The organism is Micromonospora sp. DT63 (genome assembly GCF_049841615.1).
In the GTDB taxonomy this organism is placed as follows: Bacteria; Actinomycetota; Actinomycetes; order Mycobacteriales; family Micromonosporaceae; genus Micromonospora.
This window is the reverse complement of sequence record NZ_JBNCKQ010000004.1, coordinates 499,109-515,509: the sequence shown is the minus strand read 5'-3', so window position 1 is coordinate 515,509 and position 16,401 is coordinate 499,109. Positions and strand designations below refer to the sequence as shown.

The 16,401-nt window shown below is 72.3% G+C and carries 16 protein-coding genes; 11 read left to right on the top strand and 5 right to left on the bottom strand.

Annotation, left to right across the window (positions count from 1 at the left end):
- Positions 1-203 precede the first annotated feature (203 nt).
- The 5 genes from ACLQ27_RS18155 to ACLQ27_RS18135 all read left to right on the top strand — a co-directional run bounded on the left by ACLQ27_RS18155 (position 204) and on the right by ACLQ27_RS18135 (position 6,094).
- The gene (locus tag ACLQ27_RS18155; protein WP_234589129.1) at positions 204-1,619 is read left to right on the top strand and encodes a PhoH family protein; all 1,416 of its coding nucleotides are present in this window, start codon (positions 204-206) and stop codon (positions 1,617-1,619) included.
- Positions 1,620-1,897: 278 nt separating this feature from the next.
- Positions 1,898-2,578 carry a lytic transglycosylase domain-containing protein gene (locus ACLQ27_RS18150; protein ID WP_357493630.1) on the top strand — a complete coding sequence of 227 codons (681 nt, stop codon included), beginning with the start codon at positions 1,898-1,900 and terminating at the stop codon, positions 2,576-2,578.
- Between the two features lie 115 nt (positions 2,579-2,693).
- Positions 2,694-3,347 (top strand): rhomboid family intramembrane serine protease, encoded by a 654-nt coding sequence (locus ACLQ27_RS18145; protein WP_234589133.1) that lies wholly within the window; start codon positions 2,694-2,696, stop codon positions 3,345-3,347.
- 105 nt (positions 3,348-3,452) lie between these two features.
- On the top strand, positions 3,453-4,421 hold the full coding sequence (locus ACLQ27_RS18140) for an NAD(P)/FAD-dependent oxidoreductase (protein WP_357573765.1): 969 nt from the start codon (positions 3,453-3,455) through the stop codon (positions 4,419-4,421).
- Between the two features lie 65 nt (positions 4,422-4,486).
- The gene (locus ACLQ27_RS18135) at positions 4,487-6,094 is read left to right on the top strand and encodes a hypothetical protein (RefSeq protein WP_425867740.1); all 1,608 of its coding nucleotides are present in this window, start codon (positions 4,487-4,489) and stop codon (positions 6,092-6,094) included.
- A gap of 3 nt (positions 6,095-6,097) precedes the next feature.
- On the opposite strand, the gene ACLQ27_RS18130 is transcribed toward ACLQ27_RS18135, so the two are convergent.
- The gene (locus ACLQ27_RS18130) at positions 6,098-7,069 is read right to left on the bottom strand and encodes a DMT family transporter (RefSeq protein WP_234589137.1); all 972 of its coding nucleotides are present in this window, start codon (positions 7,067-7,069) and stop codon (positions 6,098-6,100) included.
- Positions 7,066-8,097, bottom strand: a complete 1,032-nt coding sequence (gene glpX / locus ACLQ27_RS18125; RefSeq protein WP_234589139.1) for a class II fructose-bisphosphatase — start codon at positions 8,095-8,097, stop codon at positions 7,066-7,068. Before glpX ends, ACLQ27_RS18130 begins: the two co-directional genes overlap by 4 nt.
- A 157-nt stretch (positions 8,098-8,254) precedes the next feature.
- Between glpX and ACLQ27_RS18120 the strand changes: the two genes are divergently transcribed.
- The 3 genes from ACLQ27_RS18120 (at position 8,255) to ACLQ27_RS18110 (ending at position 11,116) form a co-directional block, all read left to right on the top strand.
- On the top strand, positions 8,255-9,100 hold the full coding sequence (locus ACLQ27_RS18120) for a DUF4245 domain-containing protein (RefSeq protein ID WP_357573309.1): 846 nt from the start codon (positions 8,255-8,257) through the stop codon (positions 9,098-9,100).
- Between the two features lie 118 nt (positions 9,101-9,218).
- Positions 9,219-10,031 carry a hypothetical protein gene (locus tag ACLQ27_RS18115; protein WP_234584124.1) on the top strand — a complete coding sequence of 271 codons (813 nt, stop codon included), beginning with the start codon at positions 9,219-9,221 and terminating at the stop codon, positions 10,029-10,031.
- A gap of 233 nt (positions 10,032-10,264) precedes the next feature.
- On the top strand, positions 10,265-11,116 hold the full coding sequence (locus ACLQ27_RS18110) for a hypothetical protein (protein WP_425867737.1): 852 nt from the start codon (positions 10,265-10,267) through the stop codon (positions 11,114-11,116).
- A gap of 43 nt (positions 11,117-11,159) precedes the next feature.
- Here ACLQ27_RS18110 and ACLQ27_RS18105 read toward each other — a convergent pair whose 3' ends face one another.
- Entirely contained in the window at positions 11,160-11,381 is a 222-nt protein-coding gene (locus tag ACLQ27_RS18105) for an exodeoxyribonuclease VII small subunit (RefSeq protein ID WP_234584122.1), read from the bottom strand.
- 30 nt (positions 11,382-11,411) lie between these two features.
- Positions 11,412-12,662 carry an exodeoxyribonuclease VII large subunit gene (gene xseA / locus ACLQ27_RS18100; RefSeq protein ID WP_357493642.1) on the bottom strand — a complete coding sequence of 417 codons (1,251 nt, stop codon included), beginning with the start codon at positions 12,660-12,662 and terminating at the stop codon, positions 11,412-11,414.
- A gap of 83 nt (positions 12,663-12,745) precedes the next feature.
- Here xseA and ACLQ27_RS18095 point away from each other — a divergent pair, with 83 nt between their 5' ends.
- A complete protein-coding gene (locus tag ACLQ27_RS18095) occupies positions 12,746-13,792 on the top strand; it encodes a 4-hydroxy-3-methylbut-2-enyl diphosphate reductase (protein WP_357573308.1) in 1,047 nt (348 codons plus the stop codon).
- A gap of 93 nt (positions 13,793-13,885) precedes the next feature.
- Positions 13,886-14,296: a hypothetical protein gene (locus ACLQ27_RS18090; protein ID WP_425867736.1), complete on the top strand. Its 411-nt coding sequence runs from the start codon at positions 13,886-13,888 to the stop codon at positions 14,294-14,296.
- 17 nt (positions 14,297-14,313) lie between these two features.
- On the opposite strand, the gene ACLQ27_RS18085 is transcribed toward ACLQ27_RS18090, so the two are convergent.
- A complete protein-coding gene (locus tag ACLQ27_RS18085; RefSeq protein ID WP_425867734.1) occupies positions 14,314-15,462 on the bottom strand; it encodes a DNA recombination protein RmuC in 1,149 nt (382 codons plus the stop codon).
- Between the two features lie 54 nt (positions 15,463-15,516).
- Between ACLQ27_RS18085 and ACLQ27_RS18080 the strand changes: the two genes are divergently transcribed.
- The gene (locus ACLQ27_RS18080) at positions 15,517-16,371 is read left to right on the top strand and encodes a hypothetical protein (protein ID WP_425867732.1); all 855 of its coding nucleotides are present in this window, start codon (positions 15,517-15,519) and stop codon (positions 16,369-16,371) included.
- Positions 16,372-16,401: the final 30 nt, after the last annotated feature.

Genomic DNA, 16,401 nt, shown 5'->3' with positions numbered 1-16,401 from the left:
GTCTCCGGAGATCCACGATCACGGCACTAGCCGGGACGGTCCGCCGCCGCTAGCGTCTAGGCATGGCACGGGGTTCTCCCGAGCCAGCCGGTCCGCCCGGATCTGCGACCTCGCGCACGGGGTTCCGCATCCGACCCCGTGTCCCCGGGCACCGGACGAGGCGGAACACGGGTGGCCGGGTGCCCATCCGTCGGAGCAGGCCTGTGACGACTCGCCGTACCACCGCCGGTGCCGACCAGATCCCGGCCGCGACTGCCACGACCCGCCGCGCCCCCCGGAGCCGCCGTAGCGCGGCAACCGCGCCGGCTGACCCCAAGGAGCCGCGACCAGCGGGCCAGGCTTTCGTTCTGGACACGTCCGTGCTGTTGTCCGACCCGGCGGCGTTCCACCGCTTCGCCGAGCACGAGGTGGTGCTGCCGCTGGTGGTCATCACCGAGCTGGAGGGCAAGCGGCACCACCCGGAGCTGGGCTGGTTCGCCCGGCAGTCGCTGCGCATGCTCGACGAGCTGCGGATCCAGCACGGCCGGCTGGACACGCCGGTGCCCGCCAACGACGCCGGTGGCACGTTGCGGGTGGAGTTGAACCACACCGACGACGGCGTGCTGCCCCCCGGGTTCCGCACCGAGAGCAACGACGCCCGGATCCTCTCCGTGGCGCTCAACCTCGCCGCCGAGGGCCGGGACGTCACCCTGGTCAGCAAGGACATGCCGCTGCGGGTCAAGGCTGCCTCGGTGGGTCTGCGCGCCGACGAGTACCGCCACGGCCAGGCCAGCGACCCGACCTGGACCGGCATGTCCGAGCTGGAGTTGGGCGAGGAGCAGATCTCCGCGCTGTACGCCGGCGACACGCTCGACGTCGACGAGGCGGCGGGTCTGCCCTGCCACACCGGCCTGGTGCTGCACTCGACGCGCGGCTCCGCGTTGGGCCGGGTGCTGCCGGACAAGTCCGTCCGGTTGGTCCGGGGCGACCGGGAGGCGTTCGGCCTGCACGGCCGCTCGGCCGAGCAGCGCGTCGCCCTCGACCTGCTGCTCGACGAGACGATCGGGATCGTCTCGCTGGGTGGGCGGGCCGGCACCGGCAAGTCGGCGTTGGCGCTCTGCGCCGGGCTGGAGGCGGTGATGGAGCGTCGCCGGCACAAGAAGGTGATCGTCTTCCGCCCGCTGTACGCCGTCGGCGGCCAGGAGCTGGGCTACCTGCCCGGGTCGGAGTCGGAGAAGATGTCGCCGTGGGCGCAGGCGGTCTTCGACACGCTCGGCGCTGTGGTGCACGAGAACGTGCTGGAGGAGGTCACCTCGCGGGGCATCCTGGAGGTGCTGCCGCTGACCCACATCCGGGGGCGCAGCCTGCACGACGCCTTCGTGATCGTGGACGAGGCCCAGTCGCTGGAGCGTGGCGTGCTGCTGACCGTGCTCTCCCGGATCGGGCAGGGCTCCCGGGTGGTGCTCACCCACGACGTCGCCCAGCGGGACAATCTGCGGGTCGGCCGACATGACGGCGTGACCGCGGTGATCGAGGCGTTGAAGGGCCATCCCCTCTTCGCCCATGTCACGCTCAGCCGGTCGGAGCGGTCGCCGATCGCCGCGATGGTGACCGACCTCTTGGAGGACATCCCACTGTGATGGGGGTTTTGTAGGCTTTCGTCCAGATTTTCGGTGTGGTGCAGATCACAAACAGGCCGGTTGGTTTCCCATCAGCCTCACTGTGCGCGATCGTGTCCCACGAGCGCCCACGCACCACAGGCATCGTTGGTGATCGTTCGTCCAGGCTCTGGACGGCATCGGTGACGGTCGGTGCGTCGGCGCGACCGGCTCACCGGTCGGGGCGCTCACGGCACGGCTGAGGGCCCACCTGGCCTGGCGCCGCGTCGTGTCCTTGCCCCCAACGAAGGGACCACTTCGTGAGTCGGCTGTGGAGCCGGTTGGGCGCCCGTACGGCCGCTGTCGCGCTGCTCTCCGTGGGCGTGGCCGGTGGCTTCTATCTGGGCCAAGACCGGGAAACCCAGCAACAGGGTCTGACCGCGCAGGAGAGCGTCGAGGTCGATCGGATCGACTTCGCCTACCAGCGCGAGCGCCAGGCCAGCCACCAGATCGCGTTCGCCCGGCAGCGGGCCGCCGAGTACCAGGCCAAGCTGCGGGCGGCGGAGGCCGCCAAGGAGGCCGCCGAGCGGGCCCGCCGCGCCGAGGCCGCCGCGGCGTCGCGCAAGCGTGAGCGCGAGGCCGCCGCCAAGGAGGTCACCAAGCCGTACGAGGGGCCGATTCCGGCGTCCTGCGCCGAGTACAGCGGCAACCGCAAGATCGGCTGCGCGCTGATGCTCGAAGCGGGCTTCGGCATCGCCGAGTTCCCCTGCCTGGAGAAGCTCTGGACCAAGGAGAGCGGCTGGAACCACAAGGCCAGCAACTCCTCCTCCGGCGCGTACGGCATCCCGCAGTCGTTGCCGGGCAGCAAGATGGGCTCGATCGCCGACGACTGGCGGACGAACCCGGCCACCCAGATCAAGTGGGGGCTGGGCTACATCAAGGGCCGGTACAAGACGCCCTGTGGCGCCTGGAGCAACTTCCAGAACAACGGCAACTACTGACGTCGTCGAACGGCGGGGCGGGTGGGCGACCACCTGCCCCGCCGTCGCGCGTACGACAGGCAAGCGAGCGGGACGCGAGTGGCGGTCGGCCCCTTTTGCTGATAGCAGTTGGGGGGTGAGCCTGCAGCCGCCAAGCGGCGACCCCTACCGGTTCGGCACCGAGGCGTTCTACGCCGCGCTCGGCCGGGCCTTCGTCGCCATGTGCGCGGTGGTCCCGTTCCTCTTCCTCATCGAGGCCGTCGACCAGGGGCTCGCGTTCGGCCTGGACGCGACGGCCGGCATCATCCCGCACCGCATCGACGGCCTGGACGGCGTCTTCTTCTCGCCGTTCCTGCATCACGGCTTCGACCACCTCTACAGCAACAGCATCCCGCTGATCCTGTTGGGCACCTTCGTGCTGGCCGCGGGCGCCCGCCGGTTCCTCTGGTCGACCCTGATCATCATCCTGGTCAGCGGGCTCGGGGTCTGGTTCACCGGCTCGCCCAACTCGGTGGTGGTCGGCGCCAGCGGGGTGATCTTCGGTTACCTGGGCATCCTGCTCACCCGGGGCATCGTCGAACGCAGTTGGTGGAACTTCGCCGTCTTCCTGCTCGTCGGTCTGCTCTACGGCTGGCAACTGGTCGGCATCCTCCCCACCGACGAGCGGATCTCCTGGCAGGGCCACCTGTTTGGGCTGCTCGGCGGCGTGGTGGCGGCGATCCTGTTCCGCCGTCGCCGCCCGGCCGTGGACGGCCCGGACTACTCGGGCTCCCCCCTCAGCCTGCCCTGACCTGCTCCTCGGCACGCCCCTGGGACATGCTTGCCCGACCGCTGTGCCCCGCCTACCGTCGAGATCAGCACGCGTTGATCCGTGAGCGGAAAGCGACGGTACGCCATGCGCGAGGTCGATGTCGCCGTGATCGGGGCCGGTCCAGCCGGCCTCTTCGCCGCGTACTACGCCGGGTTCCGAGGGTTGTCCGTGGCGGTGATCGACGCGCTTCCGGAGCCGGGCGGCCAGGTCACCGCCATGTATCCGGAGAAGTTGATCCTCGACGTGGCCGGCTTTCCCGCCGTGAAGGGCCGCGACCTGGTCGCCAACCTGGTCGCCCAGGCGGCGCCGTTCGGCCCGCAGTACCTGCTCGGCACGAGGGCCGAGAAGCTGTCGTACGCCGATGACCGGCCGGTGCTCGGCCTGGCCGGCGGAGAGCAGCTCGCCTGCGGCGCGGTAGTGGTCACCGGCGGGCTCGGCAGCTTCAGTCCACGGCCGCTGCCCTGCGCCGACGGCGCTCCCGGCGCCGGCATCGTCTACTTCGTCACCGACCCGGCCGAGCTGACCGACCGGGACGTGCTCATCGTCGGCGGCGGCGACTCGGCCTTCGACTGGGCGCTGGCCCTGCAACCGGTGGCCCGCTCGGTGACGCTGGTGCACCGGCGGGAGAAGTTCCGGGCGCACGCCTCGACTGTCGCCCGGGTGTTGTCGCTGCCGGTGCGGGTGGTGGTCAACGCCGAGGTCACCCGCCTGATCGGCGATGCCACGGTGACCGGCGCCGAGGTGACCGTACGCGGCGGCGCGGCCGAGACCCTTCCGGTGGACACTGTCGTCGCCGCTCTCGGCTTCACCGCCGACCTGGGCCCGCTCGCCGAATGGGGCCTCCAGCTGGACCGCCGGCACATCCTGGTGGACAGCGCCATGGCGACGAACCTGCCCCGGGTCTTCGCGGCCGGCGACATCACCGAGTACCCGGGCAAGGTGCGGCTCATCGCCACCGGCTTCGGCGAGGCCGCGACGGCGGTCAACAACGCGGCGGTGGCCATCGACCCGGCCGCCCACCTGTTCCCCGGGCACTCCTCCGACGCCGGCTGACCGTCGGTATCGGACACACACCGCCGCGTGTCCGGACCGAGACGCGCCGGGCCGATCCTGAGGGGATGACGGGGCCCGAGACATCACCTGACGGCGCTCCCACGACACTGTCGTGGCTCTGCCACCCGGCCACCGTGGTGGCCCTGGTGGTGCTGGTGGTCAACGACCGCATGCTGAAGGCGGCGTTTCCCGGCCTGCTCACCGGCAAGCTGAGTGACGTCGCGGGTCTGGTGCTCGCGCCGCCGCTGGTGGCGGTGCTGCTCACGCTGCTCGCGCCGCGCCTGCCGGCCCGGGCGGCCGCGCTGGTCGGCCTGATCGCGGTGGGCGTCGGGTTCGCGCTGGTGAAATCCAGTGGGTACGCCGCTGAGCTGGCCTCCTCGGCCTGGACCGCGCTGGCCGGGCCGTCACTGGTACGAGCCGACTGGACCGATCTGCTCACCCTGCCGGCGCTCGGTCTGGCCTGGTGGAGTTGGACCCGGGCCCGGCGGCGACCGGTGCGTCAGCGCGCGGCCCGGCTGGTGCGGCTGCTGGTCGTGCTGCCGCCGGCGGTGCTGGCGGTGGCCGCCACCAGCGCTGTCCACTACCCGTACGCGCTCGGCACCACGACGCTCGACGGCCGCCCGGCGATCTCGATCGGCTCCGGCTTCCAGGATCCGTACATGCCGGACAAGCCGGCCGACGGCCGTTGGCGGGTCAGCGAGGACGGCGCGACCACCTGGCGAGAGTCCACCGACAACGAGGAGGCCCGGCTGGACGGTCTGGACTCCCCGCGCCAGCAGGCGTGTGCGCCGGACGACCCGCGACGCTGCTACCGGGTGGCCGCCGGGCACCTGCGGGTGGAGCAGAGCGACGACGCCGGCATGACCTGGCAGGTTTCCTGGGAGGTGGCGGACGCCCGGCGTGACGAGTTGGCCCGCCGGTACGACGACCCGGGTGACTTTCGCCGGCACTTCTCATCTCGCGAACTCGTCGTCTACCCGCACGCCGGGGGCGGCCACGAGGTGCTGGTCGCCAACGGCCGGGACGGATTCGTACGCCGCCTGTCGGACGGCGGGTGGCGGCGCGAGGGCTTTCTCAGCCTCCAGTCGTACATGGCTGACACGCCCGAACTGCCCGACGTGTACGACGGCGGGCGGGTCCAGCGCGCGATCGACGTGTGGCTCGCGCTCGCGCTCGCGTTGCTGCTCGGCTGCGCGGTCACCGTGGTCGCCGGTCATCTGGCGATCCGACGTGGTGGCGGCGGTCGCGGTTGGGGGATCGCCGGGGCCCTCACGCTCCTGCTGGCCGGGCTCGTGTTGAACGCTTCCTGGTCCCAGGTCGACGGCACCGGCGTGGTCACCGTGCTGGTCGTCGTGCCATTGGGCGCGGTGGCGGTGGCGGTGCTGCTGCTCGTACCGTGGCTCGGCCCCGCACCGGGCCGTTGGGTGCTGTGGACCGTGGGCAGCTTCCTGCTCACGATGGTCCTGGCCGGGCTGCCGATGGTCGGCTGGCTCAACGGGACCCCGGAACAGGCCTGGGTCGCGGTCCCGCTGGCCCTGCTGGCCACCGTGCCGGGACTGCTGCTGGCCGTCCGGCTCGCCAGCCTGGCCGACCCGACCCGCGAGGAGAACCGGCGCGACACGCCGCCCTACCCGCCGTACCAACCCCTGCCGCCGCGAGTGCCGCTGCGCTGACGGTCAGCGGCGGGCCGGTGGTGCCAGCGCGGCGATCAGCACGGCCACCATGGTCAGCGCGGCCCCGAGCAGGGTGTTCACACCAGGGTGTGAGGCCGCCGTGGGCAGCACCAGGTCCAGCAGGACCGCCCCCACGATCTGGCCGGCGATGGTGGCCAGGCCGAGCAGCAGCACACCGGTGAACCGCACGATCGCTGCGGCGATGGCGATGAACACGATGCCGATCGGGCCGCCCAGGTAGAGCCACGGCTCGCTCGGCAGGTGACCGGTCGGCCACCCTCGTACGGCGACGTCGATGGCGAACGCGACGAGCAGGGTGGCCGTGCCGACGGCGAAGTTGACGAGCGTGGCGGTCAACGCGCTGCCGGCAGCCGCCCGGACCCGCCCGTTGACCGCCTGCTGCCAGGCCGTGCCCACCCCGGCGACCAGGGGCAGGAGGGCCAGCGCCAGCGCGCCCGGAGCACTGAGCCGGTCGCCGACCGCCAGGCCGACCGCCAGCACGGTGAGGACCGCGCCGGCCAGCCGTTGCCGGGTGACCGGCTGCCGGCCGGTCGGCCCGATGCCGGCGCGGTCCACGGCGAGGCTGCTGCCGGACTGTCCGGCGACCACGGCCACGGTGAAGACCGCCACGCCCAACGTGCCGATGGTGAGGCCCTGGGAGGCCACCAGGAACGCGCCGCACATTCCGCCCAGGCACTGCCACGGTCGCAGCGCGCCCGCCGCGAGGGCACGACGCAGCGCGACCAGCCCTCGTCGCCCGCCGGGGGTGGCGGGCACCAGCACCAGCAGCACCACCAGACCCAGCCCGAACGAGACCACCGCGGCGGCGAACCCGTCGGCCAGGCGTACGCCCAGTTCGCCGTTGATCCGGGACTGCACCGCCACCGCGACTCCGGAGAACGACGCCAACGCGACACCGGCGATCCGGCGGGTCGCGGAGAGGGCCTGCGGCGTCGCGGCGTCGGTGGCGATCACTCCTGCTCGGCCAGCGGACGACCGTCGAAGTCGACAGCGGAGTAGAGCGCCAGCTTCTCCAGCCGGTGGTACGAGTCGATCACCCGGATGGTGCCGCTCTTGGAGCGCATCACGATCGACTGGGTGTACGCGCCGCCGGCCCGGTACCGCACCCCGCGCAGCAGGTCCCCGGAGGTGACCCCGGTCGCCACGAAGAAGCAGTTGTCCCCGGTGACCAGATCGTCGGTGCCGAGCACCCGGTCCAGGTCGTGCCCGGCGGCGAGTGCCTTCTCCCGCTCCTCGTCGTCGCGCGGCCACAGCTTGGCCTGCATCGCCCCGCCCATGCACTTCAGCGCGCAGGCCGAGATGATGCCCTCGGGGGTGCCGCCGATGCCCATCAGCACGTCGACGTCCGACTCGCCGCGGGCCGCCGCGATGGAGCCGGCGATGTCGCCGTCGGAGATGAACCGGATGCCCGCCCCGGTCCGGCGGATCTGGCTGACCAGGTCGTCGTGGCGGCTGCGGTCCAGCACGCAGACCGTCACCTCGGACACATCGGTGCCCTTGACCTTGGCGATCCGGCGCACGTTCTCGGCGACCCCGGCGTTGATGTCGATCACATCCGCGTACGCGGGACCGACGGCGAGCTTCTCCATGTAGAAGACCGCGCTCGGGTCGAACATGGCGCCCCGCTCGGAGACGGCGAGCACCGCCACCGCGTTCGGCATGCCCTTGCTCATCAGGGTGGTGCCGTCGACCGGGTCGACCGCGACGTCCACCTCGGGGCCGGTGCCGTCGCCGACGTGTTCGCCGTTGAAGAGCATCGGGGCGTTGTCCTTCTCGCCCTCGCCGATCACCACGACGCCGCGCATCTGGATGGAGTTGATCAGCTTGCGCATGGCGTCGACGGCGGCGCCGTCGCCGCCCTCCTTGTCGCCCCGGCCGACCCAGCGGCCGGCTGCCATCGCCGCGGCCTCGGTGACCCGGACCAGGTCGAGGGCCAGGTTACGGTCGAGATCCTGTGGGATCCGCGTCCTGGTGTTCGTCATGACGGCTGCTCCTCCTCGCGACGGTGCGGGGACGGCCGGCGGCGGAGCGGTCCCGCGCCGGCTTTGTCGCTGATCCTCACACGATGGCCGACCGGGCGTCGGCGCGGGGCGGTGATGGGCCGGATACCGCCGGTCGGGCGGCTGCGAAGATAGCAGGGTGGAACCCGCACAGCCTGCCGACCGCGTACCCGCCGACCGCACGCCGCCCGGTGGCCAGCCGCCGGTCGACCAACCCGCCGGCGCCGAGCCCGCCGCGACCGGTCCGACGACGCCGGGCACCGGCGAACCGGCCCTTGTCGCCGGTGAGTCGTCTCCGGCTGCCGACGAGCCGGCCCTCGTCGCCGGTGAGCGGGCGCCGGCTGCTGGTGAGCCGTCGCCGGACCCGTCGCCGCGGCCTTCGGCCGCCCGGCCGGGTGCGGCCGCCGGTGGGCCCGGCGACGCCACGGGGACCGGTGAGCGGTCCGCGCCGCCGCCACGGGTGGCCGCGGCGGCGACCAAGGCCGAGCGGTCGCCCAAGGACATGGCGATCTCGCTGCTGGTGCTGCTGATCCCGATCGCGCTGCTGCTGGCGTTCTACCGGGGTTTCCTCGGCGGCGATCAGGCCACCACTGTCGATGCGGCCCCGGCGATCGAGCAGGCGCGGTCGGCGAACACCTTCCCGGTCAGCGAGCCGCAGGGGCTCGGCTCCGGCTGGCGTACGGTCAGCGCCCGCTACCAGACCGTCGAGGGCGGCGCGAACCTGCGGATCGGCTACCTCACCCCGGAGGGGCGGGGTGTCCAGCTGCTGCAGAGCAACGTGCCGGCGGAAAAACTGCTCCCCGCCGAGCTGACCGACCAGAGTCAGCCGCAGGGCCCGACGGAGCTGGCCGGGCGCACCTGGCAGCGCTACACGGCCCGGGGGAACCAGCAGGCGCTGGTGCTGCTGGAACCGGCCCGCACGGTGCTCGTCGTCGGTGACGCCCGGGACAACGAGCTGCGCGAACTCGCCGGCGCGCTGCGCTGACAGTCCGACATCGATACGCCCCCCGCGACGCTGGGGGCGTATCCGTTACGCTCCCTCGGCTCGGTCCGGTCCGCACACTGCGGCCGGGCCATGTCCATCTTCGTGAAGTGAGATCTCAGTGAACATTCGACGGTGGAGCTTCGGCTTCCTCGCCGCCGCCCTGCTCATCCCCGGCCTGGCCGCGTGCAAGTCCGACGCTGCCGAGCCGGCCGCTGCACCCAGCCCGTCCGCGCCGGCGGTGCCGGCCGACCCGAAGGAGGCGCTGCTCGCCTCCACGAAGGAGGCGGCCAAGGGCGACTTCACCTTCACCCTGACGGGCGCCGACCTGACCGGCGGCGGCCTGGTGCACAAGCCCAGCAACAGCGCGCAGCTGACCATGAAGCTGGGTGACGCCTCCCAGGACGTGTCGATGGAGATGGACCTCATCTACATCGACTCGGAGAGCTGGGTGAAGATGGACATCGGCGGTGCCATGGCCGCCATGGTCCCCGAGCTCGCGAAGAACAAGGGCAAGTACCAGCACCTCGACAAGACCAAGGTCAAGGGCATCAAGGACCTCCAGCTCGACCCGGAGACGCTCGACCCGATCGACAGCGAGACGCTGGTCAAGGGCGTGACGGACGTGCAGAAGACCGGCGAGGGCACGTACGCCGGCAAGATCGACATCAGTGCCTCCACCGACTCGGTCGCCCTCGACGAGGACGTCGTCACCGCGCTGGGCGCGCAGGCCAAGGCGCTGCCGTTCACCGCCAAGCTGGACCCGCAGGGCCGCCTCACCGAGCTGGTCATCTCGGTGCCGGCCGCCGGCGAGACCGCCGCGCACGACGTCAAGATCGCGTACTCGGGCTACGGCACCGGCACCGGCGCGAAGAAGCCGTCGGCGGACAAGGTCGTCGAGGCCTCGGCCGAGACGTACGAGATGTTCAAGTAGGTCGGCACGACGGATCGGGGTGGCCCTGGGCCACCCCGATCCTGCATTTCGGGGCAGGTTGGCGCGAGCAACCGGACGATAAGGGTGATTGTTCGACGCGTCGACGGGGAACAAAGAGGGAGTGATCCGGGCGTGCCGCTCGTCCCGGATCGCGCGACGTGGCCGAAGGGCTGCCGCGTCGCCCGGTTTCCGGCGCCGACCAGGTCGTCGGGTGACCCCCTTGGGAGACACGTATGACTGTTCGACGACTCGGTGCCGGCCTGGTAGCCGCCGCCCTGTTCACGCCCGCCCTGGCCGCCTGCGCCGGCGGTACCACCGGCACCGCCGGATCGACCGCGTCCCCCACGGTGAGCGCGTCCGGCGTGCCCAGCGCGTCCGGCGGCACGCCCGTGGCGGGCGACGCCAAGCAGGCGCTGCTGGATTCCACCAAGGAGATCAGCAACGGCAACTTCCGGTTCAGCCTCTCCGGCGCCGGCTCGGTCGCCGAAGGCCTGGTGCACCAGCCCAGTCAGAGTGCCGCGATGAAGATCTCCATCGGCGGCCCCTCCTCCGACCTGGCGATGAAGCTCGACGTGATCCACTTCAAGCCGGACAGCTGGGTGAAGCTGGAGCTGACCGGCCCCACCGCCGACAGCCTGCCCGCCATCAAGCAGCTCAACCTCGGCAAGTACCAGCACCTCGACCAGGCCCGCATCAAGGGCAACAAGAACCTCGGCTTCGACTTCGAGAAGGTCGACCCGGCCGGCAGCGCCGTGCTGACCCAGGGCATCACCGAGGTCCGCAGCACCGGCACCGGCACGTACGCCGGCACCCTCGACGTCACCAAGGCCGCCGAGGCCGGTTCGCTGAACGCCGCCACGATCGCCGCGTTGGGCACCCAGGCCAAGACGATTCCGTTCACCGCGAAGGTCGACCCGCAGGGCCGGCTCAGCGAGCTGGTGCTGCAACTCCCGGCCGCCGGGCAGACCGCCGCCCAGGAGATCAAGATGACGTACTCCGACTACGGCTCCGCCACCGCCGCGCAGAAGCCGCCGGCGGACCAGGTCGTCGAGGCGCCGGCCGAGCTCTACAGCCTGTTCAGCTGACCGTCGTACGCGGGTGGGGCGGCTCCGGCCGCCCCATCCGTGATCAGGACGCGGGGTCCTGCCGGGCGGCGTCGATCCGCGCCCGAGCGCCGTCCAGCCAGCGCTGGCAGATCACCGCCAGCGCCTCGCCGCGCTCCCAGAGCGCCAGCGACTCCTCCAGGGACGTGCCGCCGGCCTCCAGCCGCTCGACCACCGAGGCCAGTTCGGCGCGGGCCTGCTCGTAGCTGAGCCGCTCGTCCGGCCCGGCCTTCGTGTCGTCAGTCATCGCGTCCATCTCAGCACACCCCTGTCCGGGTCACCGCGTCGCCACTGCGCCGTCGACAGTCGCGGCGAGCTCACCGTCGGCGAGGCGGACCCGCAGCGGGTCACCCTTGGCGACCTCGGCCGCCGCCCGCACCACGTGACCGTCGGCGCGTTGCACGATCGCGTACCCCCGGTCGAGGGTGGCGGCGGGGGACAGGGCGCGCAGCCGGGCCACTGTGTGCCGCAGGTCGTCGCCGGCGCCGGCGAGCCGGTGGTCCAGGCAGCGGCCGGCGCGCTGGCGCAGCGCGGCCAGCTCGGTCGCGCGCTGCTCCACCATCACCTGCGGCCGGGCCAGCACCGGCCGGGACCGCAGACTGTCGAGACGGTGGGACTCCCGGTCGACCAGGTTGCGGACCGCCCGCTCGAGTCGGTGCCGGGCCTGGCCGATGAGGCGTACCTCCTCGGTGAGGTCGGGGACCACCCGCTTGGCCGCGTCGGTCGGGGTGGAGGCCCGCAGGTCGGCGACGTAGTCGATCAGCGGCGCGTCCGTCTCGTGGCCGATCGCGCTGACCACCGGCGTACGGCAGCCGAACACGGCCCGGCAGAGCGCCTCGTCGGAGAAGGGCAGCAGATCCTCGATGCCGCCACCGCCCCGCGCGATGATGATCACATCGATGCTCGGGTCGGCGTCCAGGACCTTGAGCGCGTCGACGATTTGCGGCACGGCGGACGGGCCCTGTACTGCCACGTTCACCGTCCGGAACTCCACGGCCGGCCAGCGCCGACGGGCGTTGGTCAGCACGTCCCGCTCGGCGGCCGACGCGCGACCGGTGATCAGCCCGATCCGGCCGGGCAGGAACGGCAGCCGGCGCTTGCGCGCCCGGTCGAACAACCCCTCGGCGGCGAGCAGCTTCTTGAGCTTCTCCAGCCGGGCCAGCAGCTCACCGAGCCCCACCTGCCGGATCTCGTCGGCGCGCAGGCTCAGCGTGCCCCGGGCGGCGTAGAACTCCGGTTTGGCGTGCAGCACCACGCGGGCGCCCTCGCGCAGCTCCGGCGCCCCGGCGTCCAGCACGTCGCGGTTGGTGGTGACGGTCAGGCTCAGGTCGGCGGACGGGTCACGCAGGGTCAGAAAGACAGTGGTGGCCCCGGGGCGGCGGCTGATCTGCGCGACCTGCCCGTCCACCCACACCCAGCCGAGCTTGGCGATCCACGCCCCGACCTTCTGCGAAACGACCCGAACCGGCCAAGGCTCCTCCGCGCTACTGGCCCCGCCGCTCCCCGCTCGCGCCCCACCCTCAGTCACCCGCCCACCCTACGACCCAGCCCATCTGGACCGTCGATCATGAAGTTGTCGCCTCCGCAGCGGCGTGTCGGGGCAACAACTTCATGATCAGCGCAGAGTGGGGGGTGGGGTCGTCGCCCGGTGCCGGTGGGAGAGCCGGCACGTACGATGGGGGGGTGACTGATCTCCGGACCGGCAAGCGCGTGCTCCTGGCCAAGCCCCGCGGCTACTGCGCGGGTGTGGATCGCGCCGTGCAGACCGTCGAGGAGGCGCTGAAGCTCTACGGCGCCCCGATCTACGTGCGTAAGCAGATCGTGCACAACAAGCACGTCGTGCAGACGCTGGAGGCCCAGGGCGCGATCTTCGTGGAGGAGAACGAGGAGGTGCCCGAGGGCGCCACAGTCATCTTCTCGGCGCACGGCGTGGCGCCCGAGGTCTACGAGCAGGCACGGGAGCGCTCGTTGAAGGCCATCGACGCGACCTGCCCGCTGGTCACCAAGGTGCACCAGGAGGCGAAGCGCTTCGCCGCCGAGGACTACGACATTCTGCTGATCGGCCACGAGGGGCACGAGGAGGTCATCGGCACCGCCGGTGAGGCTCCCGCGCACATCCAGCTCGTGGACGGCCCGGACGGCGTCGACAAGATCACCGTTCGCGACCCGGAGAAGGTCGTCTGGCTCTCCCAGACCACGCTCTCGGTGGACGAGACGCTGGAGACCGTCGCCCGGCTCAAGACCCGGCTGCCGCTGCTGCAGTCCCCGCCCAGCGACGACATCTGCTACGCCACGTCCAACCGGCAGCACGTCGTCAAGGAGATCGCCCCCGAGTGCGACGTGGTGATCGTCGTCGGCTCGACGAACTCCTCCAACTCGGTCCGGCTGGTCGAGGTTGCCCTGGACGCCGGCGCCCGCGCCGGTCACCTGGTCGACTTCGCCCACGAGATCGACGACGCCTGGCTGGCCGACGCCCGCACGGTCGGGGTGTCCTCCGGGGCCAGCGTCCCGGAGGACCTGGTCAACGATGTGCTGACGCACCTGGCCGCACGCGGGTTCGACGACGTGGAGGAGATCACCACCGCCAACGAGCGGCTGACCTTCTCGCTTCCGCAGGAGCTGAAGCGGGACATGAAGGCCGCCGCGAGCCGCGGCTGAGCACGTTCGGGCGCCGGGGCACGCCGTGCCGCCGGTGATCAGGAGGCGAATCACTGTGGGAACGCCACGCGGTCCCGGTGCGTCGAAGGCGGCATGAGGACCCTTCGGCTCGTCGTCCCCGCCCTGGTCGCCCTCGCGGCGCTGAGCGCCTGCGGGGGGACGGACGGCTCCACCACCCCCGGAGCGCCGTCGGCAACTGCCGGGCAACCCACTGCGGCGTCGCCCAGCAGTCCCGCACCGGCGATCACGCCCTCGGACCCGCTCAAGTCGCCGGGCGGGCCCACCGTCCCGCCGCCGGTCGGCGCCACCGAACTCACCGGCACGATCACCGCCGGGGTGGAGCCGAACTGCCTGCTGCTCGACGGCTATCTGCTGGTGGGCGGCCCGCGGGACGTGCTGGCCGCCGGCACCCGGGTCACCGTCACCGGCCGGGTCGAGAAGGGCATGATGACCACCTGCCAGCAGGGCATGCCCTTCGTCGTGGAGAGCGCCAATCGCAGGTAGGAGCAGGCGCGGCGCGGTCAGCGGTCGGCGTCGTCCAGCAGCTCCGGTGCCTGGGGCTGGCGGGGAGTCAGCTCGATCTGCGCGGGGGTCGCCAGCTCGTCGTCCGAGACGCCCAGCTCGGCGAGCTTGCGGGCGCTGACCAGCACCCGCGCCTCCAGCGAGCCGACCGCCCTGTTGTACGCGGTCACCGCGCCGGCCAGCGACGAGCCGAGCTTGCCCACGTGGTCACCGAGGGTGGAGAGCCGGCCGTACAACTCCCGGGCGAGGGTGTGGACCGCCACCGCGTTGCGGGCCAGGGCCTCCTGCCGCCACGAGTAGGCCACCGTGCGGAGCAGGGCGACCAGGGTGGCCGGCGTGGCCAGCACCACGTTGCGGGCGAACGCGTGCTCCAACAGCGTCGGGTCGCGTTGGAGCGCGACGTCGAGGAACGGGTCGGCGGGCACGAACAGGACCACGAACTCGGGTGAGCTGTCGAACGCCGACCAGTACGACTTCGCCGCCAGCGCGTCGACGTGCCCGCGCAGGTGGCGGGCGTGCGCGTCGAGGTAGGTGTCCCGGCCGCGCTCGTCGCGGGCCTCCATGGCGGTGAGGTACGCGTCGAACGGCGCCTTCGCGTCCACCACCACCGACCGGCCCCCGTGCAGGCGGACCACCAGATCCGGGCGGACGACCTGGTCGTCGGTGGCGGCCGTGACCTGCTCGGAGAAGTCGCAGTGCTCCAGCATGCCGGCCGCCTCGACGATCCGGCGCAGCTGGTGCTCGCCCCAGCGGCCCCGCACCTGTGGCGCGCGCAGCGCGGCGACCAGCTGCTTGGTCTCGGTGCGCAGCTCACCGGAGACCGCGTTCATCGAGCGGACCTGCTCGCGCAGCTCGGCGTACGCGTCGGCCCGGTCGTGCTCCAACTCGGCGACCCGCTGCTCGTAGCGGCGCAGGCTGTCGTGCAGCGGCGCCACGGCACGGGCCACCGCCTCCTGCGACTGCGCGGTGGCCTCGTAGCTCAGCGCCCGCATGGACTGCTCCAGCCGCCCCTCGCCCTCCCGCGTCGCCGTCAGGGTGGCATCCAGCCTGGCGATGTCGGCCGCCGACCGGGACCGGGCCGCGAGCCAGCCCACCGCCCCGCCGGCACCGAGGCACACGATCACCACCAGCAGCGTCGAGACGTCCATCACCGGAGCTTGCCAGACGGGTACGACGTGACACCCGGGGGTACGTTCGATGACATGGAACTTGTGCTGTGCCTCGCGATCGTGCTGGTCGGCGCGCTTGGTGCCGCGGCGCTCATCCGTGCCCAGGGCACCGCCCGCCGGCGCACGGAGCTGGGCGACGCCCGCGCCGAGGCGCACCGCTGGTACGAGCGCCTCGGTGGTCAGCTGTTGACCCTTCAGGGCGACGAGCCGGCGGTCCGCCAGGCGCTGGCCGACGCCGGTGAGCGGTACAACGCGGCGGGTTCGCAGTTGGAGCAGGCGCGTACGCCGCACCAGTTCGCGCTCGCCCGGGAGACCGCGCTGGAGGGACTGGCGTACATCCGGGCGGCGCGGACCGCGCTGGGGATCGATCCCGGCCCCGAGGTGCCGGCGCTGGCCGCCGCGCGGGGCGTCGGGCAGCTCACCAAGGAGCGCGAGGTCGACGTGCAGGGGCAGACCTTCCGGGCCGGCCCGCAGCCCGGTCGGCAGACGCCGTACTACTACCCCGGTGGCCGCTACCAGGGTCGGCCGGTGCCGGCGGGCTGGTATTCGACGCCGTGGTGGAAGACCGCGTTGGGTGCGGGGGCCGGCGTGCTCGGCGGCATGTTGATCGCTGACGCGCTGTTCTCGCCGGCCTTCGCCGACCCGGGCTACGGGTACGACGAGGGCTACCAGGAGGGCTTCGGTGACGGCGCCGACTACGCAGGCGACCAGGGCGGCGATGCCGGCGACCAGGGCGGCGACTTCGGCGACCAGGGCGGCGACTTCGGCGGCGGCGACCAGGCTGGCACCGTCGGCGGCGGCGACTATGCCGGCGGTGACTTCGGCGGCGGCGGCGACTTCGGTGGCGGCGACTTCGGCGGTGGTGACTTCGGCGGCGGCGACTGGTGAGCACCGCTGGCTGAGCATGCGGAACGGGCC

Coding starts and splice junctions, on each gene's coding strand:
- ACLQ27_RS18080 (WP_425867732.1), top strand. CDS start 15,517: ATGGAACTTGTGCTGTGCCTCGCGATCGTGCTGGTCGGCGCGCTTGGT.
- ACLQ27_RS18105 (WP_234584122.1), bottom strand. CDS start 11,381: ATGACTGACGACACGAAGGCCGGGCCGGACGAGCGGCTCAGCTACGAG.
- ACLQ27_RS18095 (WP_357573308.1), top strand. CDS start 12,746: ATGATCAGCGCAGAGTGGGGGGTGGGGTCGTCGCCCGGTGCCGGTGGG.
- glpX (WP_234589139.1), bottom strand. CDS start 8,097: ATGACGAACACCAGGACGCGGATCCCACAGGATCTCGACCGTAACCTG.
- ACLQ27_RS18110 (WP_425867737.1), top strand. CDS start 10,265: ATGACTGTTCGACGACTCGGTGCCGGCCTGGTAGCCGCCGCCCTGTTC.
- ACLQ27_RS18135 (WP_425867740.1), top strand. CDS start 4,487: ATGACGGGGCCCGAGACATCACCTGACGGCGCTCCCACGACACTGTCG.
- ACLQ27_RS18090 (WP_425867736.1), top strand. CDS start 13,886: ATGAGGACCCTTCGGCTCGTCGTCCCCGCCCTGGTCGCCCTCGCGGCG.
- ACLQ27_RS18140 (WP_357573765.1), top strand. CDS start 3,453: ATGCGCGAGGTCGATGTCGCCGTGATCGGGGCCGGTCCAGCCGGCCTC.
- ACLQ27_RS18085 (WP_425867734.1), bottom strand. CDS start 15,462: ATGGACGTCTCGACGCTGCTGGTGGTGATCGTGTGCCTCGGTGCCGGC.